This window comes from Citrobacter sp. ANG330, from assembly GCF_047467925.1.
Classification (GTDB): Bacteria; Pseudomonadota; Gammaproteobacteria; order Enterobacterales; family Enterobacteriaceae; genus Citrobacter_A; species Citrobacter_A amalonaticus_G.
Map to the genome: position 1 here is coordinate 347673 of NZ_JASJUI010000004.1, position 23745 is coordinate 371417.

Sequence of the window (23745 nt, forward strand, 5' to 3'; positions counted from 1 at the left end):
AGGAGAACACGAAATGGCAATTCCTAAACTGCAGGCTTATGCACTGCCAACCGCGCTCGATGTTCCGGTCAATAAGGTTAACTGGGCGTTTGACCCGGATCGTGCAGCGCTGCTGATCCACGATATGCAGGACTACTTCGTCAGCTTCTGGGGTGAAAACTGTCCGATGATGGCGCAGGTGATCGCCAATATCGCCGCCCTGCGTAGCTACTGCAAAGCGCATAACATTCCGGTCTATTACACCGCGCAACCGAAGGAACAAAGCGATGAAGATCGCGCCCTCCTTAACGACATGTGGGGGCCGGGATTGACGCGCTCGCCGGAACAGCAAAAGGTGGTCGCGGCGCTGGCGCCCGACGAAGCCGATAATGTACTGGTGAAATGGCGCTACAGCGCGTTCCATCGCTCGCCGCTGGAACAGATGCTGAAAGAAACGGGCCGCGATCAGCTGATTATCACCGGCGTGTATGCGCACATCGGCTGCATGACTACCGCGACGGACGCTTTCATGCGCGATATCAAACCGTTTATGGTGGCGGATGCGCTGGCCGATTTCAGCCGGGAAGAACACCTGATGTCGCTGAAATACGTTGCAGGACGCTCAGGCCGTGTGGTGATGACCCAGGAGCTTCTGCCCACGCCGGTTCCAGCCAGCAAAGAGGAATTGCGGGCGCTGATTTTACCGCTTCTGGATGAGTCTGATGAGCCGATGGATGATGAGAATCTGATCGATTACGGTCTGGACTCGGTACGGATGATGGCGCTGGCTGCGCGCTGGCGTAAAGTGCATGGCGATATCGACTTTGTGATGCTGGCGAAAAACCCGACCATTGATGCCTGGTGGGCACTGCTCTCTCGCGAGGTACACTAATGGCCGGATTTGATTTTCACGGCAAAACGGTGTGGGTCACCGGGGCGGGTAAAGGCATTGGTCACGCCACGGCGATGGCGTTTGTTGAGGCCGGAGCACAGGTTACGGGCTTCGATCGCGAGTTCGCTTTACAGGATTATCCGTTTGCCACTGAGGTGATTGATGTGGCGGATGCCGGGCAGGTGGCTGAGGTTTGTCAGCGCCTGCTGGTGCAAACCGACCGGCTGGACGTGCTGGTGAATGCGGCCGGGATTTTGCGCATGGGCGCAACTGATGCGCTGAGTCCGCACGACTGGCAGCAGACGTTTGCAGTTAACGTTGGTGGTGCCTTTAACCTGTTCCAGCAGACAATGGCGCAGTTTCGCCGTCAGCAGGGCGGGGCGATCGTAACCGTGGCTTCAGACGCCGCACATACGCCGCGCATCGGTATGAGTGCGTATGGCGCGTCGAAAGCGGCGTTGAAAAGTCTGGCGCTGACCGTTGGGCTGGAACTGGCGGGCAGTGGAGTGCGCTGTAACCTGGTGTCGCCAGGATCCACGGATACTGACATGCAGCGCACACTGTGGTTCAGCGATGACGCGGAACAGCAGCGCATTCGCGGCTTTGGCGAGCAGTTTAAGCTCGGTATTCCTTTAGGCAAAATAGCCCAACCGCATGAGATCTCCAGCACGATTCTGTTCCTCGCCTCCGATCTGGCCAGCCACATTACGTTGCAGGATATCGTCGTGGACGGTGGCTCCACGCTGGGAGCATAACGATGATCTGGAAACGTCACTTAACGCTCGACGAACTGAATGCCACCAGTCAGAACACGCTGGTGGCGCACCTGGGCATTGTCTATACCCGGCTTGGGGACGATGTACTCGAAGCGGAAATGCCAGTAGATACCCGCACGCATCAACCGTTTGGTTTATTACACGGCGGCGCATCGGCGGCGCTGGCTGAAACGTTAGGATCCATGGCGGGTTATCTGATGACCCGCGACGGGCAATGCGTCGTCGGGACAGAACTGAACGCCACGCATCATCGGGCGGTGTCGCAGGGCAAGGTGCGCGGTGTCTGTCAGCCGCTGCATCTGGGACGGCAAAGCCAGAGCTGGGAAATCGTGGTGTTTGATGAGCAAGGGCGGCGGTGCTGTACCTGTCGGCTGGGAACGACTGTGTTGGGTTGAGCACACATAATGTTATGAGCTTGCAGTGTTAACGGGTGAATGAAGTGATCCAGTTAACAATGCAATGTAAATAGTCGGTGATACTTCGGGTTTATTGGGTTGTCAGGTTGTTAAAACCAGAAAAGATGTTATAGAAACAAAATGTAACATCTCTCTTCTCTGGAAAATGCAAACGGATAACAACCATGAATAAATCAGGGAAATACCTCATCTGGACAGTGCTCTCGGTAATGGGTGCATTTGCTCTGGGTTATATTGCGCTAAACCGTGGGGAACAGATCAACGCACTGTGGATAGTCGTGGCGTCGGTCTGTGTCTATCTCATTGCCTATCGTTTCTACGGTCTGTACATCGCGAAAAATGTGCTGGCGGTTGACCCGACACGTATGACGCCTGCAGTACGCCATAACGACGGGCTCGACTACGTCCCCACCGATAAAAAAGTCTTGTTTGGTCACCATTTTGCGGCGATTGCCGGCGCGGGTCCGTTAGTCGGACCGGTACTGGCGGCGCAAATGGGCTATCTGCCGGGCATGATCTGGCTGCTGGCTGGCGTGGTTCTGGCCGGGGCCGTTCAGGATTTTATGGTGCTTTTTGTGTCTACGCGTCGCGATGGTCGCTCGCTGGGTGAACTGGTCAAAGAAGAGATGGGTCCCACCGCCGGCGTCATTGCGCTGGTGGCCTGTTTCATGATCATGGTGATTATCCTCGCTGTGCTGGCGATGATTGTGGTGAAAGCGCTGACCCACAGTCCGTGGGGAACTTACACTGTCGCGTTCACCATCCCACTGGCGATCTTTATGGGGATCTATTTGCGCTATCTGCGTCCGGGTCGTATCGGCGAAGTGTCGGTTATCGGTCTGGTGTTCCTCGTGTTCGCCATTATTTCCGGCGGCTGGGTCGCGGAAAGCCCAACCTGGGCGCCGTATTTTGACTTCACCGGCGTGCAGTTAACCTGGATGCTGGTGGGCTACGGCTTCGTGGCGGCGGTACTGCCGGTGTGGCTGCTGCTGGCGCCGCGCGACTACCTCTCAACCTTCCTGAAAATCGGGACGATTGTCGGTCTGGCGGTTGGCATTCTGATCATGCGCCCGACTTTGACGATGCCTGCACTGACTAAATTCGTCGACGGCACCGGTCCGGTGTGGACGGGTAACCTGTTCCCGTTCCTGTTTATCACTATTGCCTGTGGTGCGGTATCCGGTTTCCACGCGCTGATCTCCTCCGGCACCACGCCGAAGATGCTGGCGAACGAAGGTCAGGCCTGCTTCATTGGCTACGGCGGTATGCTGATGGAATCGTTTGTGGCCATCATGGCGCTGGTTTCTGCCTGTATCATCGATCCGGGCGTCTACTTTGCCATGAACAGCCCGATGGCCGTGCTGGCACCTGCCGGTACTACGGATGTGGTGGCGTCTGCCGCTCAGGTGGTCAGTAGCTGGGGCTTTGCGATTACGCCGGATACGTTGCATCAGATTGCCAACGAGGTGGGTGAGCAGTCGATCATCTCCCGTGCAGGTGGTGCGCCGACGCTCGCAGTGGGGATGGCCTATATTCTGCACGGCGCGCTGGGCGGCATGATGGATGTGGCCTTCTGGTATCACTTCGCCATTCTGTTCGAAGCGCTGTTTATTCTGACCGCGGTTGACGCCGGTACGCGTGCAGCACGTTTTATGCTGCAGGATCTGCTGGGCGTGGTTTCGCCAGGCCTTAAACGTACGGACTCACTGCCAGCCAACCTGCTGGCGACTGCGTTGTGCGTACTGGCGTGGGGCTATTTCCTGCATCAGGGCGTGGTGGATCCGTTAGGTGGCATTAACACCCTGTGGCCGCTGTTCGGCATTGCCAACCAGATGTTGGCAGGTATGGCGCTGATGCTCTGTGCAGTTGTTCTGTTTAAGATGAAACGTCAGCGTTATGCGTGGGTGGCGCTGGTCCCGACCGCATGGTTGCTGATTTGTACCCTGACGGCAGGCTGGCAGAAATCTTTCAGCCCGGATACGAAAGTGGGCTTCCTGGCTATCGCCAATAAGTTCCAGGCGATGATCGACAGCGGCAATATCCCGCCGCAGTACACTGAATCGCAGCTGGCGCAACTGGTGTTTAACAACCGTCTGGATGCGGGCCTGACCATCTTCTTCATGGTGGTGGTCGTGGTACTGGCGCTGTTCTCCATCAAGACGGCGCTCGCCGCTCTCAAAGAGGACAAGCCGACGGCGAAAGAGACACCGTATGAGCCAATGCCAGAAAATGTGGAAGAGATTGTTGCGCAGGCCAAAGGCGCGCACTAACGTGTAATTATGCCCCTCTCCCGATCGGGAGAGGGGATTTTCTGACAGGTGGTAATGATGTTTGATACGCTTTCGAAAGCCGGGAAATATCTGGGCCAGGCCGCAAAACTAATGATTGGCGTGCCAGATTATGACAACTACGTCGAGCATATGCGGATCACCCATCCGGATCAGACTCCAATGACCTATGAGGAGTTTTTCCGTGAGCGCCAGGATGCACGCTATGGCGGTAAAGGCGGAGCGCGCTGCTGTTGAAGGTGAGAGGATTCGGGCCGGATAGCGCGCCATCCGGCACACTCAGGTTATTTCACCGTCCAGGCTTTTGAAAACCGACGGCCAGCAAACAGTTCCTGAAGACCGTTGATCTGTTTCAGGCGCAGGACTTCGTCTTCGTCCATCCCAAGTTCCTTACCGATTCTTTCGTCTTCCCATCCCAGTAATGCCAGTTCACGGACGATCTCAGACATCGCGTGGATCTGATGACGGCCACGGGCTCGGTTGTGGCGAATGGTCGCCGCCATGCGGTCATGGCGCTCTCCCTCCAGACAAGTAATGGGTAAATAGCCTTTGAGGCGGGATTTGAGCGTGGTTTTACTTTTCCCCAGTTCATGGCGGTGAAAACCATCGACGATCTCATACTCTTCCGGACTGGATTGGGTGGCAACAATGGGCTGGGTGAAGCCATCCGCCTCAATGGATTTCAGCAGCAGCTTTTTCTCCGGGGGGGCGACGTTATTGGGATTGTAATCGTTAGGCGAAATATGTTCGTTTTTTATCCATAATACACAGTCAACTGGCTCGTCACGAAACGGACTGACGCTGTGAATCGCTTTTCTGAACTCATTGATGGCCTTAATTCGTTCGTCATCAGACAAGCCAGAGAGATAGCTAAGGAGATCCTGAGTTAATCGTTGTTGCATAAAATTCCCCATTCCTTGCGTTTTGCTTTCATGCGTTCGCTATAACGCTGGTAACTTTTCGGTTTAGTTGGGCTGAAAGAGAGCGCCCGACACCAGTAATCATTGTTCAATAACACTTTGCAGATGCGTCGCCAGGAGGGGATATCTTTCGAACCAATATCACCAGTCTGCGTTTGCGGGATCTCACCGAGGCCGTTTTTCTTGTACCACTGTAAATAGACGGCGATTTTGTTGCGGTAATGCTCTGCCGTGGTGACTGGCATGCTGAGCAGTAACAGCATGGCGTAGTCCTGCCAGCTCAAGTGATCGGGCTTGAGAATTTTTCGATGGCCGTAGAAGTGATTATCCTGCCCGGCGTAGATCCCGCCGCTTCTGACGCCATTCACGCGCTCGCACATCGCTGCCCATCTTTCTGGCTCAACAACATGATAGAGCCATAATCCCTGGCGCTGTTCAGGGCCAAATGGTTCACAAATACGCATGTAACGGGACGGGACACCGGCCTGATACATCAGGTTATAGAGCGGATTACAGGGTAAATTTGTGCGACCAAACCAGGTCCAGATATCGGCTGTTTTCCAGTCATACAGCGGATAGATATACCAGGTATGTCCGCCTGGCGCGGCGGTCGTCCAGGGTTTGTCATCGGCAAAACGCTGTTTACGTAGACTGGCGATTGCCACAAAACGGTTATAGGACTCATCGGCCCGAATCCCGATCATCATGGCTGCCGGGCGTTTATTCGAAAACCAGTCGGCAAATTCACGCACAAACTGTTCGAAGGTCATGCCGGATTGATAGAACGGAAAATAGCCGGGATCGGTAATGGCGTCTGGCGGCGGTTGACGAACCCACTGGGCATTGGGTTCCCAGCATTGCCATTCAGGTTGAAACTGCGACAGTGAGTTTTGGGTGGTGAGCGGAAGGGCAACCCAATAGAAATGGTCGATGACATCGGCATACATTTCGCGCAACGCGGTAATATAACTAATGGTACAGGAAAATTGCGCTTCCCAGTCAATGAATAACACATTGATTTTTTTGTGTAGCTTACGCGCAATATTTGCCGTCAGATGTAACATCAAGCCGGAATCTTTACCACCAGAAAAAGAAATACACACGCGGGGAAGATTTTCGAGAGTCCAGGTAATGCGTTCTTCAGCGGCTTCAAGAACATTTTGGTTTAATGGTACTTTATAAATTGACATATCTCGCTCATCCTTAAAGTCGAGCTGTATGAAACAGATATCTCTCTATAATATAAGAATTTTTTTCAAGCGTGCAATGCTTAAGTCGTTTCGGTGAATAAATTAACGCATATTTAATATATAAAATTTGAATATATCTCATAAATATTATATACACGCTATGCAAGGAGTTGTGGCTAAAAACAACATAATTTGCAAAGAAATGTTTCTCTGTAATTTATTTTGGAGTGGCTTACCTATAAAGTATTTATAATGGTTGTCATAAAAATATTTAGGGTAATTATATTTTAATTACATATAATTACCCGTATTAATTATGGATGAGCCATCATAGCATCCAGTTGCGCTTTTTCAGGTAAGCCAACGACCTGCTGGAGAACGTTATCTTTATTCATATAATAAATTGCAGGCGTGACGTTTGCGCCTAAATCATCCATGATTTTCTGGTTTACATTGAGGATTTTCATGTGGTCCGGAGAAATCGCGCCAGGTACAGTAAGCGCCATTTTTCCGCCAGAGGCTTCATAATCATGCCAGGTTTTTGCCGGATCGTTCGATGCCAGAATGGCAGCGGCGGTGGCAGGACTTTCTGGTTTGATGACGCCGACGAGTAGCGTACGTAACTGTACTTTGCCGGACTCCACCCATGGCCGAGCCTGTTGCCAGAACTGTTTGCAGTACGGACAGAAAGGATCAGCAAAAACATAGAGCACCACCGGAGCGTCTTTCTTGCCATCGAGAAGCCAGTCGGCTTTCTCCATGCGCTGCCACATTTCCCGTCCGGCAGGCGTATAGATCTCTTTCTCTATCAACTGATTGCTCAGGTTTTCGCCTTTTTCATTGTACATGTAGCCTGAAATGGCCTGTTTGCCATCAGGCGTCAGGTAGATAGTGACCCCCATATCCTGATATTTCCCAAGATAGCCTTTCATCCCGCCGGGTGCATCGAACGACTTTATAATGGTAATCCCTTGTTTTTCTATCGCTTTAACGGGCGCAGGCAGGTCTTCGGCCCAGGCAATAAGAGGAAAGAGGGAGAGCAAAAGCGTACGTTTTAACATCTTTTATCCTTATAAATCAGAGCGATTGCGAGAACGGTGGGGAAACCTATCACAGCCATAGATAAGACCTCAGACTGGAACGTTGCCCTTTGAAGTGTGGGGTGGTGTAATCCATCTCGCTGTTACAGCCTTTGTTAAGGTAATGTAGAGCGCAACACATAGCCAGTTTCACTGGCGCTGAAGTTACCCACGGGTAGTTCAGGTAACGGGGCTGCCTGCAAAGGTGGCCCTTTTTACTTTGCGTCGTAGCACGTTCACAACGTTGAATTGAGAGGTTTGTTAGCTAACGCTTATTGATTTGATAAAGGAAACGCATTAGCCCTGTCAGTCAATCTTCGGTAACTTATCCCTCAACGAAAACACGGAGGAAGTACAGATGTCTTTGATTAATACCAAAATTAAACCTTTTAAAAACCAGGCGTTCAAAAACGGTGAATTCATCGAAGTGACCGAGAAAGATACCGAAGGCCGCTGGAGCGTCTTCTTCTTCTATCCGGCTGACTTTACTTTCGTATGCCCGACCGAGCTGGGCGACGTTGCAGATCATTACGAAGAGCTGCAGAAGCTGGGCGTAGACGTTTACTCTGTCTCTACCGACACCCACTTTACCCACAAAGCATGGCACAGCAGCTCCGACACCATCGCCAAAATCAAATATGCGATGATCGGCGACCCGACTGGCGCCCTGACCCGTAACTTCGACAACATGCGTGAAGACGAAGGTCTGGCTGACCGTGCAACGTTCGTTGTTGACCCGCAGGGTATCATCCAGGCGATCGAAGTTACCGCTGAAGGTATCGGCCGTGATGCGTCTGACCTGCTGCGTAAAATCAAAGCCGCTCAGTACGTTGCTTCTCACCCAGGCGAAGTGTGCCCGGCTAAGTGGAAAGAAGGCGAAGCGACGCTGGCTCCATCCCTTGATCTGGTCGGCAAGATCTAAGTCTGTAAAGCCTGGCGGCACTGCGCTTGCACAGGCCTACAGTATCGTAGGCCGGGTAAACGAAGTGCCACCCGGCAATCAATGGGCGCACCCGCGCCCATTTCATTCCAGCACCATGACGCAAGTTGTATTGATGCAGACTCAGCCAAATCAGCTTGCATGATGATGTTTTCAGAGAGGGAAGAACAATGCTCGACACAAATATGAAAACCCAGCTCAAGGCCTATCTTGAGAAACTGACCAAACCTGTTGAGTTGATTGCGACGCTGGACGACAGTGCTAAATCGGCTGAAATCAAGGAACTGCTGGCTGAAATCGCCGATCTGTCAGAGAAAGTGACCTTCAAAGAAGATAACAGCCTGCCGGTGCGCAAGCCCTCTTTCCAGATAACCAATCCAGGTTCTACTCAGGGGCCGCGTTTTGCCGGTTCTCCGCTGGGACACGAATTTACCTCGCTGGTTCTTGCGCTGCTGTGGACCGGCGGACACCCGTCAAAAGAAGCGCAGTCTCTGCTTGAGCAGATCCGCGATATTGACGGCGATTTTGAGTTTGAAACTTATTACTCACTCTCCTGCCATAACTGCCCTGACGTGGTGCAGGCGCTGAACCTGATGGCGGTGCTGAACCCGCGTATCAAGCATACGGCGATTGATGGCGGCACGTTCCAGAACGAGATCACCGAGCGTAATGTGATGGGCGTTCCGGCCGTTTATATGAACGGAAAAGAGTTTGGTCAGGGTCGCATGACACTGACGGAAATCGTGGCGAAAGTGGACACCGGCGCAGAAAAACGCGCCGCCGAAGAACTGAGCCAGCGCGATGCTTATGATGTTCTGATTGTCGGTTCCGGCCCGGCGGGCGCGGCGGCGGCGGTGTACTCTGCGCGTAAAGGCATCCGTACCGGTCTGATGGGCGAGCGCTTTGGCGGTCAGGTGCTCGATACCGTAGATATCGAAAACTATATCTCTGTACCGAAAACAGAAGGGCAGAAACTGGCCGGCGCACTGAAGGCCCACGTCGATGATTATGACGTGGATGTCATCGACAGCCAGAGCGCCAGCAAACTGGTTCCGGCTGCCAGCGAAGGCGGTTTACACCAGATTGAAACCGCGTCCGGCGCGGTGCTGAAAGCACGCAGCATTATCATTGCGACCGGCGCCAAATGGCGCAACATGAACGTACCGGGCGAAGATCAGTATCGTACCAAAGGCGTCACCTACTGCCCGCACTGCGACGGTCCGTTGTTTAAAGGTAAGCGTGTGGCGGTGATCGGCGGCGGGAACTCCGGCGTGGAAGCGGCGATTGACCTCGCGGGCATCGTTGAACACGTGACTCTGTTGGAATTTGCCCCGGAAATGAAGGCGGACCAGGTACTGCAGGATAAAGTTCGCAGCCTGAAAAACGTCGATATCATTCTGAACGCGCAGACGACAGAAGTGAAAGGCGATGGCACGAAAGTCGTTGGTCTGGAGTACCGCGACCGTGTGAGCGGCGACGTTCACAACATTGAACTGGCGGGGATCTTCGTCCAGATTGGCCTGTTGCCGAACACCACCTGGCTGGACGGGGCGATTGAACGCAACCGGATGGGTGAAATCATCATCGACGCGAAATGCGAAACCAGCGTGAAGGGCGTATTCGCGGCGGGCGACTGCACCACCGTACCATACAAACAGATAATCATAGCGACCGGCGAAGGGGCGAAAGCTTCTCTGAGTTCCTTTGATTACCTGATTCGTACGAAGACGGCATAAAAAGAAAGTAAGACTATACCTGCAAAATGAAAGAGGTGCCGATGGGCACCTCTTTTTTGTTAGTCATAAGATGATTAACGCACAACCAGTACCGGCAGCGTGGCATGACGTACCACGCTTGAGGCATTAGAACCCAGCAGATGTGTGGATATTGACGGATTACGCGAACCAATGACCACGACGTCAGCATTCAGCTCTTCACCCAGCTCATTGACGACGTCACGGACGCTGCCAAAGCGGACATGCTGCTTAATACGGGAAGGATCGATACTGAAGTGACCGACCATCGTTTGCAGTCGGGTTTCGGCTTCATGCTGTAAATGTTCTTCAAAACGACGAACGTCGGCGGCGAAGCGATGCAGGCTCAGGCTGGCAGAACCTGGCAGCACATGCAAAAGATGAATGACGCCATCCTGCTGCGCCAGAAATTCAGCGTGGCGAATCGCCTTATCGCTGAGTTCCATTTCAAAAACATCAACCGGCATAATGATTGTCTTATACATACCCGTTTCTCCCTGTTAATGAATACTTAAATCATTCAAGCATATAATAATATTTCTGTCTGCTTTCTGCAGGGGATTTTTCGCACAGGCGTCGATTCCTCACTCATTCGTTACCAGTGATTCTCCAGGTAAAGCACGGCTCCGACGATGATCGCCGCCATGATGAAGAATCCCAGTAATATGCTGACTGTTTCGTTCATGACCGCACCTGCCAATGAAACCGATTCAGTGTGGACGAGTCAGGCGAAAGGATAACCAGGAAGAATGGGTGATTTTACGGAAGAATGCCGGAAAGAGGATGCGAGCGCATCCTCTGGGTAAAGCGGAAATCGCTTATACAGATGGGATTAGCGCAGGAAGTCGCCTGCCGCTTCGGGCTGGTATTCCAGCTCCAGCACTTCGAGGTGGGTGGATACGCCGCCCGGAAGCTCCCAGTGAATGGTGTCGCCCACCCGCAGACCCAGCAGCGCCGCACCGACGGGCGCCATCACAGACAGTTGTGTATTGCTGTCGGTCATCGCCGCAGGATACACCAACGTACGCACGCGAATTTCGCCATCGCTGAGATTGCGGAATTTAACGCGGCTGTTCATGGTCACGACGTCATGCGGCATGGTTTCCGGCGAACACATTTGGGCACGATCCAGCTCGTCATTCAACGCGTCGGCAATGGGTAAATCTGCATACGCGGGTTGTTCCAGTAAGCGATCGATGCGTTCTGCATCAAGGTCGTTAATGATGATAGTTGGTCTGGACATTTTTACTCCATGTCGTCAGTACTGCGTTTTGCCGCAGGTAATATTCCCAAAAGAAAACCCTCACCGTCAGGCGGCAAGGGTTTAACTCTCCCGATGATACTGAGACTTACCCTGGGTTTGAAGTGATTTAGTTCACATTCGGGCAAATAGCTAAAAAAGCATCGCCAGTATGAATTTTATTCGATAAACGTGATCGTTCTCCAATTTGCATTATGCTTTTTAAGCGCGTGCCGCGAGTGCGCCACACTCTCAGTGTTCCATTACAGGAGATCTCATGAGCCAGTACGACAAAATTACTCTCAAAGATGGCAGCTATCTGTATTTCAAAGACTGGGGTGACCGCAATGGGCAACCCATTGTCTTCAGCCATGGCTGGCCATTAACGTCTGATGCCTTTGAAGATCAGATGCTTTTTCTTGGCTCGAAAGGATTTCGGGTGATCGCCCACGACCGTCGCGGGCATGGGCGCTCCGCGCAACCGTGGGAGGGGCACACGATGGATCAGTATGCTGACGATCTGGCTGAACTGACCGCACACCTGAACCTGCAAAATGCGGTACACGTCGGTCACTCGACGGGGGGTGGCGAAGTGGCGCGTTATATCGGACGACACGGTACGCAGCGGGTGGCAAAAGCAGTCTTGATTGGCGCGGTGACGCCCATCATGATAAAAACCGAGTTCAACCCGAACGGCGTGCCAAAAGAAGTGTTTGATGGTATCCGTGAAGGCGTTGTCAATGACCGCGCCGCCTTCTTCTATGAACTCACTGCCGCCTTCTACGGCTATAACCGTCCGGGAGCGAAAGAGTCGAAAGCGGTGCGGGAAAGTTTTGTAGAGCAGGGATTACAGGGCTCAATAAAAGCACTGTACGACTGCATCAAAGCGTTCTCGGAAACGGATCTGCGCGAAGACTTGCGCAATATGACCATTCCAACACTGGTCATTCATGGTGATGACGATCAGATTGTCCCGTTTGAAACCTGCGGCAAAGTGGCGGCGGAAATCCTGCCTGATGCACAACTAAAAGTTTATGCAGGTGGTTCCCACGGTATCTGTACCACCCATAAGCAGCAGATAAATCAGGATCTGCTCAACTTTATTCAGTCGTAATCTTTAACGGATTGCTCTACGCTGATCCTCTTCCATCAGGGGGATGAGCGGAGCGCATTTCGTGCTTCGCCGACGTTAAATTCATCAGAGAATACTATGTATTTCTATCAACCTTCGCAGGGACACGGCTTGCCGCACGACCCGTTGAATGCCATTGTTGGCCCCCGGCCGATTGGCTGGATTGCCTCTCAGGACACCGCTGGCCGGGATAACCTGGCACCTTACAGCTTCTTCAACTGTTTCAATTATCATCCGCCCATTATCGGTTTTGCCAGCACCGGCTGGAAAGACAGCGTGCGCAACATCATGGAAACCGGCGAGTTTGTCTGGAACCTGACCACACGAGAGTTAGCCAGCGCGATGAATGAAACCTCTGCCAGTCTGCCACATGGCGAAGATGAATTTTTTGCCGCCGGGTTGACGAAGGCGGAAAGTCGGTTGGTGAAAGTGCCACGCGTTGCGCAAAGCCCGGTGAATTTTGAATGTCGTCTGTCGCAAAGTATTCAACTGACGACCGCGCAGGGTGAAGCCATCGAAACCTGGCTGATCCTCGGTGAGGTAGTCGGGATTCATATTGCCGAAACGCTGCTGGAAGAGGGGATTTACCAGACCGCAAAAGCACAGCCCGTGCTGCGCGCTGGCGGCCCAACGGCCTACTATGCGATCAGCGAGTCGCACCGTTTTGATCTGGTGCGCCCGGATGCGCGTACGAAACGTTGATTTTGACCCGGCGCGGATTTCACGTCGGGTCAAAAGATCAGTAACCCGCCTTATCGATGATAAACTGTTTACCACAGTTTCCCGGATGGGGTTGCGGGGAAAACGAGTCGGCGGAGAGCGGTGCGTTGATGGCGCTGGCCTTCAGCGAGAACTGAATCTCCGTCAGATAAGCCGGATTGCCGTGACAGCTCAGCTTAACCGCTTTGACGGCTTCTTTTCCCCAACGTCGGGCCACCGCGGTATCGAAGGCGCGGCGACTGACGCTCTTACCGTAATTCTCGCCCAGAAATGCCCCTAATTCGCTGGCCTTGATCTCTTTGTTCAACCGTACCATGGTGCCGAAGTACGCATCCGGGTCGAAGCCAAAGCAGGCGCCGTGTTTCGCGTATTCATAGCGTTCGAGGCAAGAACGTCCACCCGCTCCAGGCATGACGTCACTGAGTTTAGCGGCAGTTTCCAGCGAAAGCCCTGTTTCTGGAGCCGCACATTTACGGCTGGCGCGCGCTTCTGGCTGATTGGGGACAGGGCGCGTGGCGCAGCCAAAACGCATCCACCGACGTTCATCGACCCCACGCGAAGCGATCGACTTCGGCAACCCCGGCCACAAACCGTGAACGGTCAGATAATCGACTTTGTTGGCGGTCTCTTTTTGCAGGCGACATTCGTCCGGTTCACGACGATCGCGATCATGCTGACTTTGGCAAAATCCCGTTTGCCAGGAGAGAGCCAGCACGTAACGGTCGAAATCACCGTACTGCGTTGCCTGTAATTCGTTTGCGGTTGCCGTAGAAAAGGGAAGAAGTGCGGCGACGAGCCATCCCCATTTTTGCCTGGTCGGTTTCATGATGATTCTGAACTTATATAAAATCTGAATAGTATCTATTTAACCATAAAAAAAGCCCGCGAGGTGTCTTTACCCCGCGGGCCTTGATCCATTCAGCGTTTTATCTCAGGGCTAGCTCCACATCGCCAGAATCGGCCAGCCAACCAGCAACAGCATCGCAATGTAAATCACCCCGAAGATGGCGCCAAGACGCCAGTAATCTTTGGATTTCACATAGCCGCAGCCGTAGATGATGACCCCAGGGCCTGTTGCGTACGGCGTCAGACAGCCCATGATCCCGATGGACAGCACCAGCAGGATACACAGATGTTCCATCGGCACGCCCGGGATACCTTTACCGACCGCCAGAATAACCGGCAGCATGGTTGCCGTGTGCGCCGACAGGCTGGCAAACAGGTAGTGAGCAAAGTAAAACACCAGCACCAGCACAATCACCGTCGCGTTAGGCGAGAACCCTTCCAGATGGGTGCTCATAGTACCGGCGAACCAGTCAATAAAACCGGAGCGGGTTAAGCCGTTTGCCATGACCACAAGGGTGGCAAGGTTCACCAGCGTGTTCCAGGCGCTGTTGTATTTAGTGATGTCTTTCCACGGCACCACGTGCAGCGCCAGCATCAAAGAAACGGCTAACAAACCGACGGCGGTGGCGTCAATCATTTCACCACCAAAAACCCACAGTCCTAAGCTCAGCAGAACCAGACCAATTAGCGTCCACTCTTTGCGCGACAGGGAGCCCATGGTTTTGAGTTCGTCGCCCGCCCAGGCCGCCACTTCCGCACTGTGCGTCACTTCAGGCTTGTAGAGAACATAAGAGAGCCACGGTGCAACGATCAGCAAAATGATACCGACCGGCAGGAAGCTCAGGAACCACTGCAGCCAGCTAATCTGCACACCGGCGATTTTGCTGACAAATTCCAGACCCAGCACGTTTGGCGCAGCGCCCGTAACAAACATCGAAGAACTCAGGCTGGTACTGATGACCATCATCCACATCAGGTAACCGCCAATACGACGCGCGGACGGATCGTTGGGGAACGATTTAAACAGCGGCGGCAGGTTTTTGATTACCGGGAACACGGTGCCCCCGGTACGGGCGGTATTGGATGGCGTAAACGGTGCCAGCAGAATATCGATGATGACAATCGCATAGCCCAGCGTCAGGGTGCGTTTGCCCATGAATTTCACCAGGAACAGCGCGATACGACGGCCAAGACCGGTGACTTCGTAACCCAGCGCGAAGATAAACGCACCGAACACCAGCCAGACGGTAGTACTGGAGAAACCCGCCAGACCCCATTTCAGCGCCTGCTTACCGGCATCGAATGCCGGATCTGCCAGCTCTTTGGCATCAAACAGCAGATAGTTGCTGCCGATGACGCAGATGGTCACGGCGATAAAGCTGATCGCGGTAGCCGGGATCGGCTCCAGGATCATCCCGACGATCATCGCCACGAAAACGGCGAAGTAATGCCATGCCTGAGGGGGCATGCCGTCCGGGACAGGGATAAGAAACATGACGCCCATGACGACCAGGGGAGCCAACAACTTCCATATACTATCTTTCGATAAAGACATAAGTGATTCTCCGGAAAGGATCTTTTCAATAATTGTGTAAATGTTTAACTTGAGAAATCTGGGCTAAAAACCACGTGACGATCAGCAGGTCGGCGCTGCCGCCTGGGCTGAGATTGCGTTCAATACAGTGGCTGTCGAACTGATGCAGATGATCGAGATCGGCGGGGGTTCGGATGCCCCCTTGTTGTAACAATGCGTTTGCCTGCTGCTGTATCCAGTGCAGTCCTGCCGCACCGCCGCGCGAGGCCACGTTGGTGTCGCCATTGCGTGCAATCAGCAGAAGTAAGGTGTCCAGCAGCGCCAGCTCGGGATCGCGTCCCTCGGCTAACAGGGCGCGATAGTGCGGAAGCGCATGGCGGATAACCAACGGATATCCTGCTTCGGCTTCACCACGGGCACCGGTTAATCCCAGTTGTTGATAAAGTCGCTGGCCTGCCGTGAGTTGTTGATTGTTATTGCGCAATTCGCGCTCGGTCAGACCGCGGCAAAAGCGGGCGGCGGTAGTACAGATCGTTTCCGGGGTAACAGGTTGCTGCTGCTGATGCAGTCGACCAATAGCGGCACAGAGCAGACCAAGAGAAAAAATGCTGCCTTTATGGGTGTTCACGCCTGCTGTGGCGCGAAACATGTCCGCTTCACAGGCCATGCCTAACGGGCGTAAGCCGTTTAATACGGCGTCAGCTGGCAGGTGGGCGCAGCATGCGCCGTATTCAATAAAACGCGGCAGCCAGGCCTGAATCGCCAGCGCGCTGCGATGAAAATCCGTTAGCGACATGTCTTTATGCGCGCCGCAGTTCAGACGATCGACCAGTCCGGGTTTCGGCGACAGGTTGACTTCCGTCAGCATTGCGCGCCACGCCAGATAGCCGTACGCATCAAACAACGAGCTGGGCAGGGCGGTGGTTTCAACGCGCATATCGGGAATCGGCAGCATTCAGCAGCGCCTCCATGTGGGCGATTAGATCGGAGAGCGTATGGGTTTTTCCACGCGCGCATTCCGCTGCGCTCTGCTCGCACAGCAGACAGCGACGAGCGGGAAGCGCGAAATGACGGCGGGAGAGGATTTCGCCTCCGGGAGTGAGTACATCGATGTCCCACAAACGTCCCAGAGGATGGGTATGTTCGAGCTCAATGGTCGCGAGCTTGATGTCACGGGCCGGTGCCTCGATTGAGAGCATGCCTTCCGGCCCGCTGGCTGAGGCCAGCGCAGCCTGTTCCCTGATGCGCCAGTCCGCCTGTGCCGCCAACGTACGCAGGGCAGCGACGCCATGATTAAAGAGGCGACGGGTGAGCTCGCTGTCTTTCATCGGGCCAGGCGCTACCACGGTAAAGGAGACCAGTGGAATGGGATGGCGCGCCAGCCAGACGTGTTGCCGTGCTTGTCTTTCATCCCGGCTGACGAGCAGCTCGGGAATGGAAACGGCGTGGCGGGTGGCAAGTTCAGGGAGCAGGTGCATGGCTTATTCCTTCACCTGATGAACAACATCGATCACGGAACCGTCGCGATAGCGCACCACGGCGATAACACGGTCGGTGAATTCGATGGGACGTGGTTCGCCAGTAAGCTGTTGCGCACGTTCACGCAGCCACTCGATGGAGACCACCTTCATTCCGGCTTCTTTCAGGCGTTCCGCCAGTTCCGGACGTGCCGGGTTAACCGCAATACCATGATCGGTAACCAGAATATCGACGCTGGAACCCGGCGTGACGCAGGTCAGCACGTTATCCACCAGCGTCGGAATGCGGCCGCGTACCAGCGGTGCGACGATGATTGACAACGCAGCGGCGACGGCGGTATCGCAGTGGCCGCCGGACGCGCCGCGAATGACGCCGTCAGAACCGGTCAGCACGTTGACATTAAACTGGGTGTCGACTTCCAGCGCACTCAGCACAACGACGTCCAGACGGTCAACGGAAGCCCCTTTTGAACCCCAGTTGGCATACTGGTTCGCGCTGATTTCGATGTGATTCGGGTTGCGCGCCAGTGACTCTGCGGCATTGCGGTCGAAGCTCTGTACGTCCAGCAGTTTGCGAATCAACCCTTTTTCATGCAGATCGACGATGGTGGCCGTAATGCCGCCCAGCGCGAAGTCTGCGCGGATATCGCGGCTACGCATTTTGTCTTCCAGGAAACGCGTGACCGCCAGTGAGGCGCCGCCGGTACCGGTTTGCAGTGAAAAACCTTCTTTGAAATAGCCGGAGTGGGCGATGACCTCTGCCGCACTGCGGGCAATCAGCAGTTCGCGTGGGTTGGTGGTCATTCGGGTGGCATCAGCCCCGATTTTATCGGCATCGCCGACCTGGTCTATCTGCACAATCAGATCAACCTGATCCTGGGGAATGCTGGCCGGGTTGTGCGGATAAGGCAGCAGTTGTTCTGTCAGTAGCACCACCTGGTTAGCGCTTTCAGCGTCAACGCGGGCATAGCCGAGGGAGCCGCAGCAGGCTTTACCGGTATAGCCGTTAGCGTTACCAAACGGGTCGCAGGACGGGACGCCGAGGAAGGCGACATCAATGTTCAGTTCGCCGCTCTGAACCAGATGTACGCGGCCGCCGTGGGAGTGAACCTGAACGGGTTCGGCGAGCAGGCCGCGAGAGATCTCTTCTGCCAGCGGTCCGCGCAAACCGGAAGTATAAATGCGGCTGACGACGCCATTACGGATATGGTCGACCAGCGGTGCGTGGCAGTCGCTCAGCGAACTGGAGGCCAGCGTCAGGTTTTTAAACCCCATGTTGGCGAGGGTTGCCATCACGAGGTTAATGGTCAGGTCGCCGCCGCGAAACGCATGGTGGAAGGAGATGGTCATGCCATCCTGCAAACCGGAACGGCGGATGGCCTCTTCCAGGCTGGCGCACAGTTTCTGGTCGCGCGGTTTTTGTTCCTGCAGGGCCTGTTTTGCGGCGCTGGTATAGGTGGAAAGGTCGCTTTCAGCCTGACGGCTCCAGGCCGTTACCCGTTCCTGTCGTTGAGACTGTTCGTTTTTCTGGGTCATTGTTTTTGCCTTATTCTTCGCGGATGCCGGAAAGTTCTGCACGGGAGAGCACCAGACGTGCGCGCTCGATCACCGGGCTGTCGACCATCTTGCCGTTCAGGGAGACGACCCCAAGGCCTTCACGGGCGGCGGCTTCTGCGGCTTCAACGACCAGACGCGCGTGCGTCACTTCTTTTTGCGTTGGGGCATACAGGTTGTGCAGCAGGTCAATCTGACGCGGGTTGATCAGCGATTTGCCGTCAAAACCCAATTGTTTGATGTGGGCCGCCTCATGCAGGAAGCCCGCTTCGTTGTTGGCATCGGAATAGACGGTATCGAAGGCCTGAATCCCGGCGGAGCGTGCGGCCTGCAAAATGGAGCAACGGGCAAACAGTAATTCTGTACCCTCTGGCGAACGCTCCGTGCGCAGGTTGCGTACGTAATCTTCCGCGCCCAGTGCGATCCCGATCAGACGTTCGGAGGCGTGGGCGATTTCCACGGCACGCGTGATGCCTAACGGTGACTCGATGGCAGCCAGCAGACCCGTGCTACCAGGCTCGCGACCGCAGGCTTTTTCAATGCGCAGAATTTCGCTTTCGATATCGATAACATCCTGAGCGGTATCGGTCTTCGGCAGACGAACCACGTCAGCGCCGCCGCGAACGACCGCTTCCAGATCGTTGATCCCCCATTCGGAATCCAGTGCGTTAACGCGCACGATGGTTTCGACGTCGTGATACAGCGGATGCTGCAGCGCGTGGTAGACCAGGCGACGAGCGGTGTCTTTTTCACGCAGCGCGACGGAGTCTTCCAGGTCAAACATCAGGGCATCTGCCGGATAGATAAACGAGTTGCTGACCATCGCGGCATTGGCGCCGGGGACAAACAGCATGCTGCGGCGAGTGCGCGTTTTGCGCTGTTGCAGAGAAGCGGAAATCATTGGCGATCCTCCCAGGGCAGGGCCGGGATACCGCTGGCGCGTGCCAGTAATGCTTCCAGTCGGGCACGTAAAATACAGTCCAGCGCGCCTTTATCATCGACATTCAATTGCACGCCGCGCACGTTATACTGCGCGAGAACATCCAGAATGGTGGCGCGAATGGCCTCGCCAAACTGTTTCTCAACGCTGCTGTTGATCTGCAGGTCAATATCCTGCGTATCGAGAGGGGCGATGCGTATCATCACATCTCCGGACTCAAGTGTGCCGGCGACGGCAGCCTGGTTTATTTTCATTTTTCACCTGTTACTAATGCGGGGGTCTTTTGGCGGACTATCGCGCGAGCGGGCGCACGTTCAGGCATGCTTTGCAGGTACTGCAAAGTGGCTGAAGGCACCAGCGACGCGATAGCCGTGAGATCTTTTTTCACGAGCAGTTTGCGCACCAGAGAAGCGGAGATCGGCGTCCCCTGGAAACACAGCCGCTCTATTTCCACCAATTCAATGGGTGGGGCGGGGAGGGTCGGCGTTTCCAGCCAGAAACGCATATCGTGGTTATACTGAGCGGTTACGTCGCAAAACGGTTCTGTACCGACAAAGCGATGGGTGATCCCCAGCGCGGGGGCCAGATACTGACGGAAAATCTTTAAATCGATTTCGGTATAGCAATGGTTGATGACGCTCTGCTCTTTGATGAAATAGCACGGGAACGTCGCCCGAGAAATGATGTATTCCGACCCGCGATGGACGGTGAGGCGCGCGATATCCGCCGTGCCTTTAAGCACCAGATCGAGTCGGTCCTCATACGGGAAACGTGAAGTGTCTTCTTTCACCAGAAACAGATGAAGCCAGTCACACTGTGCCGCCGCCTGTTGGATCAAATAGCGGTGGCCATTGGTGAATGGGTTGGCATTCATCACGATGCAGCCGATTTTCTGGCCATCATGACGTAGTTTGCTTAATGATTCTGCGTAGCGTTTGAGACGTGTGGTGCTGTTTTCCATCAGCACCATGATGCCAGGAACGCGAGTCAGCGTTGAAAATCCGCATTGCCTGAACAACGTCTCATACTCGGTTTTGGTATAAATGAAGAGATGCGTGCAATGTCTTTCGTAGGCGAGATTGATCAGTTCCGTTGCCAGCGTGAGTGCTAAACCTTCGCCGCGTACCGATTCGCTAATGGCAACGCACTTAATGATATTTCCGGCGATACCACCGCAGGCTATGAGCTTTTCGTTACGGGTCACGGTAATAAAAACGTCAACGGTGGTATCGATGCTCAGATCATTTTCTTTCAGGAATTGCGTGATCGCCGCTATCTTTATATTTTCTGAGCGTTTGACGCGCGTGAACACATTATTACCAAACATAGTGGAAGAGTCCTGAAGATATATTGTTGTTGCCAGTTTTATTCGTATGTTGTATGAAAATACGATTTGATAACGTTTTGTTTTCATTTCGGGAAAAGGACGATTTTGCAACGGTATATTTCTTTATTTCCCGAATACGTACATCGTAAGGAGTATCTTTGAGGTAAATTTTGATTTATTTCACAAAGAGTTAGATGGTTTTTATGGGTTTAATGGTTTTAAGTTTTTTAATTATTCTTATTGCAGATTGTGACGTGGAGTTAAATGACTTAATTGATTTAATGTGGTGAATCTGTAACGATTGACTTTATTTGCTGCCTGTCAGGATAAAACAATTTTATTACATATGCTGGCAGCTTTTACCGAATAATGCCTTTAAGGAACCGCCATGTTGGTTCAAAAAAATAAAAAGCCGTTTTCTTTTTTTCGCCGACTGGCATTTCCGTTGCGCATTTTTCTGCTTATTCTCGTTTTTTCGGTGTTCATTATTGCCGCGCTGGCACAGTATTTTTCTGCCAGCTTTGAAGATTACTTGAGTACGCACGTTCGCGATATGGCGATGAACCAGGCGAAGATTATTGCCGCCAACGATAGCGTCATTGCGGCGGTGAAGGATCGCGATTACAAACGACTGGCAACCATTGCCGGCAAGCTGCAGAGCGATACTGATTTTGACTATGTGGTGATCGGCGACAGTCACTCTATCCGACTTTATCACCCTAATCCGGAAAAGATCGGCTACCCGATGCAGTTCACTAAGCCGGGAGCGCTGGAGAGGGGGGAGAGTTATTTCATTACCGGAACAGGGTCAATTGGTCTGGCGATGCGTGCTAAAACGCCAATCTTTGACGATGACGGTAACGTTATTGGCGTCGTCTCTATTGGCTATCTGGTCAGCAAAATTGACAGTTGGCGGCTGGACTTTATTCTGCCGATGGCCGGTGTGTTTGTTTTGTTGCTGGTGGTACTGATGTTGCTCTCCTGGCTTTTTGCCGCCCACATTCGTCGCCAGATGATGGGGATGGAGCCGAAGCAAATTGCGAGGGTCGTGCGTCAGCAGGAAGCACTATTCAGCTCGGTTTATGAAGGGCTGATTGCCGTGGATCCGGACGGCTATATTACGGCCATTAACCGCAGTGCGAGAAAGATGCTCGGCCTGCGTTCGCCTGGCCGACAATGGTTGGGCAAACCCATTCATGAGGTTGTGAATCCGTCTGATTTTTTTACCGAGCAGATTGCCGAAAAGCGTGTTGATGCGATGGTGAACTTTAATGGTCTGAGCGTCATTGCCAACCGTGAGGCGATCCGTTCAGGAGATGAACTGCTGGGGGCGATTATCAGCTTTCGCAGCAAAGACGAAATCGCGACCCTGAACGCGCAACTGACACAGATTAAGCAATATGTGGAGAGTCTGAGAACGTTACGCCACGAACACCTGAACTGGATGTCAACGCTCAACGGCCTGCTACAGATGAAAGAATACGATCGGGTCAGGGAGATGGTGCAGGGGGAATCGCAGGCGCAGCAGCAGTTGATCGACAGTCTGCGCGAGGCGTTTGCCGATCGCCAGGTGGCAGGGCTGTTATTTGGCAAGGTTCAGCGGGCGCGGGAACTGGGACTCAAAATGACGATCGTGCCCGGCAGTCAGCTTCATCAACTACCGGAAGGGCTCGACAGTACCGAGTTTGCGGCGATCGTCGGGAATCTTCTCGATAACGCCTTTGAAGCCAGCTTGCGTACCGGGGAAGGTAATAAGGTCGTGGAACTGTACCTCAGCGATGAAGGTGACGATGTGGTGATAGACGTTGCCGATCAGGGATGCGGAGTCCCGGAAGCATTGCGCGAGAAAATATTCGAACAAGGTGTGAGTACGCGTTCCGATGAGCCAGGTGAGCACGGCATCGGACTGTACCTGATTGCAAGTTATGTGGGGCGCTGTGGTGGAACGATTACTCTGGAAGATAACGATCCCTGCGGCACCTTATTCTCTCTTTTTATTCCGAAAGTGAAAAAGAACAATGACGGAACCATTAACCCTACTAATCGTTGAAGATGAAATGTTGCTTGCTGAGATGCATGCAGAATACATCCGCCATATTCCTGGTTTTAATCAGATCTGGTTAGCCGGTAATCTGACGCAGGCGAGAATGATGATTGAGCGTTTCAAGCCGGGACTCATTTTGCTGGATAACTACCTTCCGGATGGGAAGGGGATCACGCTGCTGCATGAGTTGACGGCGTCGCATTATCCCGGCGGGGTGGTCTTTACGACCGCCGCCAGCGATATGGAAACGGTGGCGGATGCGGTGCGCAGCGGAGCGTTCGATTATCTGATCAAACCTATCGCCTATGAGCGGCTTGGGCAGACGTTGACCCGTTACCAACAGCGCAGACGGATGCTGGCAGAAAACAATAGCGCCAGCCAGCGTCAAATTGATGAGATGTTTAATGCCTACGCGCGAGGCGAGCCGAAAGATGAGCTGCCCACCGGCATTGATGCATTAACGCTTAATGCGGTTAAAAAATTGTTTGCGGATCCTCAGGTGCAGCATACCGCCGAAACGGTCGCGCAAGCACTGACCATCAGTCGTACGACCGCCAGACGCTATCTCGAATATTGTGCCAGCCGGCATTTGATTATTGCGGAAATTGTGCATGGCAAGGTGGGGAGACCGCAGCGTATTTACCACGGTTAATGACGTGTATAGCCGGATGAGACGCACAGCGCCACCATCCGGCA

25 protein-coding genes are annotated in these 23745 nt (G+C 53.6%); 11 read left to right on the forward strand and 14 right to left on the reverse strand.

Annotated features, from left to right (window positions below; genetic code table 11):
• The first annotated feature begins 13 nt into the window (after window positions 1-13).
• From QNN88_RS12350 to QNN88_RS12370, 5 genes are all read left to right on the forward strand, one after another.
• On the forward strand, window positions 14-871 hold the full coding sequence (locus QNN88_RS12350; protein ID WP_414240486.1) for an isochorismatase family protein: 858 nt from the start codon (window positions 14-16) through the stop codon (window positions 869-871).
• On the forward strand, window positions 871-1626 hold the full coding sequence (entA, locus tag QNN88_RS12355; protein WP_414240487.1) for a 2,3-dihydro-2,3-dihydroxybenzoate dehydrogenase EntA: 756 nt from the start codon (window positions 871-873) through the stop codon (window positions 1624-1626). Before QNN88_RS12350 ends, entA begins: the two co-directional genes overlap by 1 nt.
• Window positions 1627-1628: 2 nt before the next feature.
• Window positions 1629-2042 (forward strand): proofreading thioesterase EntH, encoded by a 414-nt coding sequence (entH, locus tag QNN88_RS12360; protein ID WP_414240488.1) that lies wholly within the window; start codon window positions 1629-1631, stop codon window positions 2040-2042.
• A gap of 185 nt (window positions 2043-2227) precedes the next feature.
• On the forward strand, window positions 2228-4333 hold the full coding sequence (cstA, locus tag QNN88_RS12365; protein WP_125368887.1) for a pyruvate/proton symporter CstA: 2106 nt from the start codon (window positions 2228-2230) through the stop codon (window positions 4331-4333).
• Window positions 4334-4390: 57 nt separating this feature from the next.
• Complete coding sequence (locus tag QNN88_RS12370; protein ID WP_043001453.1) at window positions 4391-4588, forward strand: YbdD/YjiX family protein; 198 nt, start codon at window positions 4391-4393, stop codon at window positions 4586-4588.
• A gap of 47 nt (window positions 4589-4635) precedes the next feature.
• Here QNN88_RS12370 and QNN88_RS12375 read toward each other — a convergent pair whose 3' ends face one another.
• From QNN88_RS12375 to dsbG, 3 genes are all read right to left on the reverse strand, one after another.
• Window positions 4636-5253 carry an IbrB-like domain-containing protein gene (locus tag QNN88_RS12375; protein WP_414240489.1) on the reverse strand — a complete coding sequence of 206 codons (618 nt, stop codon included), beginning with the start codon at window positions 5251-5253 and terminating at the stop codon, window positions 4636-4638.
• Window positions 5238-6461, reverse strand: coding sequence for a phosphoadenosine phosphosulfate reductase (locus QNN88_RS12380; RefSeq protein ID WP_414240490.1), 1224 nt, complete (start codon window positions 6459-6461; stop codon window positions 5238-5240). Before QNN88_RS12380 ends, QNN88_RS12375 begins: the two co-directional genes overlap by 16 nt.
• Window positions 6462-6775: 314 nt before the next feature.
• A complete protein-coding gene (gene dsbG / locus QNN88_RS12385) occupies window positions 6776-7522 on the reverse strand; it encodes a thiol:disulfide interchange protein DsbG (RefSeq protein ID WP_414240491.1) in 747 nt (248 codons plus the stop codon).
• 376 nt (window positions 7523-7898) lie between these two features.
• Between dsbG and ahpC the strand changes: the two genes are divergently transcribed.
• Window positions 7899-8462, forward strand: coding sequence for an alkyl hydroperoxide reductase subunit C (gene ahpC / locus QNN88_RS12390; RefSeq protein ID WP_004859485.1), 564 nt, complete (start codon window positions 7899-7901; stop codon window positions 8460-8462).
• Between the two features lie 188 nt (window positions 8463-8650).
• Complete coding sequence (gene ahpF / locus QNN88_RS12395) at window positions 8651-10216, forward strand: alkyl hydroperoxide reductase subunit F (RefSeq protein WP_414240492.1); 1566 nt, start codon at window positions 8651-8653, stop codon at window positions 10214-10216.
• Between the two features lie 74 nt (window positions 10217-10290).
• On the opposite strand, the gene uspG is transcribed toward ahpF, so the two are convergent.
• The 3 genes from uspG to rnk all read right to left on the reverse strand — a co-directional run bounded on the left by uspG (window position 10291) and on the right by rnk (window position 11477).
• Entirely contained in the window at window positions 10291-10719 is a 429-nt protein-coding gene (gene uspG / locus QNN88_RS12400) for a universal stress protein UspG (RefSeq protein ID WP_414240493.1), read from the reverse strand.
• A 110-nt stretch (window positions 10720-10829) separates the two neighbouring features.
• Entirely contained in the window at window positions 10830-10919 is a 90-nt protein-coding gene (yldA, locus tag QNN88_RS12405; protein ID WP_414240494.1) for a small membrane protein YldA, read from the reverse strand.
• Between the two features lie 147 nt (window positions 10920-11066).
• The gene (gene rnk, locus QNN88_RS12410) at window positions 11067-11477 is read right to left on the reverse strand and encodes a nucleoside diphosphate kinase regulator (protein ID WP_414240495.1); all 411 of its coding nucleotides are present in this window, start codon (window positions 11475-11477) and stop codon (window positions 11067-11069) included.
• 274 nt (window positions 11478-11751) lie between these two features.
• On the opposite strand from rnk, the gene QNN88_RS12415 reads away from it, so the two are divergent.
• Both QNN88_RS12415 and QNN88_RS12420 read left to right on the forward strand, forming a co-directional pair.
• Window positions 11752-12588, forward strand: a complete 837-nt coding sequence (locus QNN88_RS12415) for an alpha/beta fold hydrolase (protein WP_414240496.1) — start codon at window positions 11752-11754, stop codon at window positions 12586-12588.
• 96 nt (window positions 12589-12684) lie between these two features.
• Entirely contained in the window at window positions 12685-13308 is a 624-nt protein-coding gene (locus tag QNN88_RS12420; RefSeq protein ID WP_414240497.1) for a flavin reductase family protein, read from the forward strand.
• A 37-nt stretch (window positions 13309-13345) separates the two neighbouring features.
• Here QNN88_RS12420 and rna read toward each other — a convergent pair whose 3' ends face one another.
• The 8 genes from rna to citC all read right to left on the reverse strand — a co-directional run bounded on the left by rna (window position 13346) and on the right by citC (window position 21005).
• Window positions 13346-14152, reverse strand: a complete 807-nt coding sequence (gene rna / locus QNN88_RS12425) for a ribonuclease I (protein ID WP_414240498.1) — start codon at window positions 14150-14152, stop codon at window positions 13346-13348.
• A gap of 111 nt (window positions 14153-14263) precedes the next feature.
• Complete coding sequence (gene citT, locus QNN88_RS12430) at window positions 14264-15727, reverse strand: citrate/succinate antiporter CitT (RefSeq protein WP_414240499.1); 1464 nt, start codon at window positions 15725-15727, stop codon at window positions 14264-14266.
• 25 nt (window positions 15728-15752) lie between these two features.
• A complete protein-coding gene (gene citG, locus QNN88_RS12435) occupies window positions 15753-16661 on the reverse strand; it encodes a triphosphoribosyl-dephospho-CoA synthase CitG (protein ID WP_414240500.1) in 909 nt (302 codons plus the stop codon).
• Window positions 16633-17184, reverse strand: coding sequence for a citrate lyase holo-[acyl-carrier protein] synthase (gene citX / locus QNN88_RS12440; protein WP_414240501.1), 552 nt, complete (start codon window positions 17182-17184; stop codon window positions 16633-16635). The genes citG and citX overlap by 29 nt, the downstream gene beginning before the upstream one ends.
• 3 nt (window positions 17185-17187) lie before the next feature.
• Entirely contained in the window at window positions 17188-18720 is a 1533-nt protein-coding gene (gene citF / locus QNN88_RS12445) for a citrate lyase subunit alpha (protein WP_414240502.1), read from the reverse strand.
• 10 nt (window positions 18721-18730) lie between these two features.
• Window positions 18731-19639, reverse strand: coding sequence for a citrate (pro-3S)-lyase subunit beta (gene citE / locus QNN88_RS12450; protein ID WP_102602295.1), 909 nt, complete (start codon window positions 19637-19639; stop codon window positions 18731-18733).
• Entirely contained in the window at window positions 19636-19932 is a 297-nt protein-coding gene (citD, locus tag QNN88_RS12455; protein ID WP_042320725.1) for a citrate lyase acyl carrier protein, read from the reverse strand. The genes citE and citD overlap by 4 nt, the downstream gene beginning before the upstream one ends.
• Window positions 19929-21005, reverse strand: a complete 1077-nt coding sequence (citC, locus tag QNN88_RS12460; RefSeq protein ID WP_414240503.1) for a [citrate (pro-3S)-lyase] ligase — start codon at window positions 21003-21005, stop codon at window positions 19929-19931. The genes citD and citC overlap by 4 nt, the downstream gene beginning before the upstream one ends.
• Before the next feature lie 388 nt (window positions 21006-21393).
• Between citC and dpiB the strand changes: the two genes are divergently transcribed.
• Entirely contained in the window at window positions 21394-23055 is a 1662-nt protein-coding gene (gene dpiB / locus QNN88_RS12465) for a sensor histidine kinase DpiB (protein WP_414240504.1), read from the forward strand.
• Complete coding sequence (dpiA, locus tag QNN88_RS12470) at window positions 23024-23701, forward strand: two-component response regulator DpiA (protein ID WP_414240505.1); 678 nt, start codon at window positions 23024-23026, stop codon at window positions 23699-23701. The genes dpiB and dpiA overlap by 32 nt, the downstream gene beginning before the upstream one ends.
• Window positions 23702-23745 lie beyond the last annotated feature (44 nt).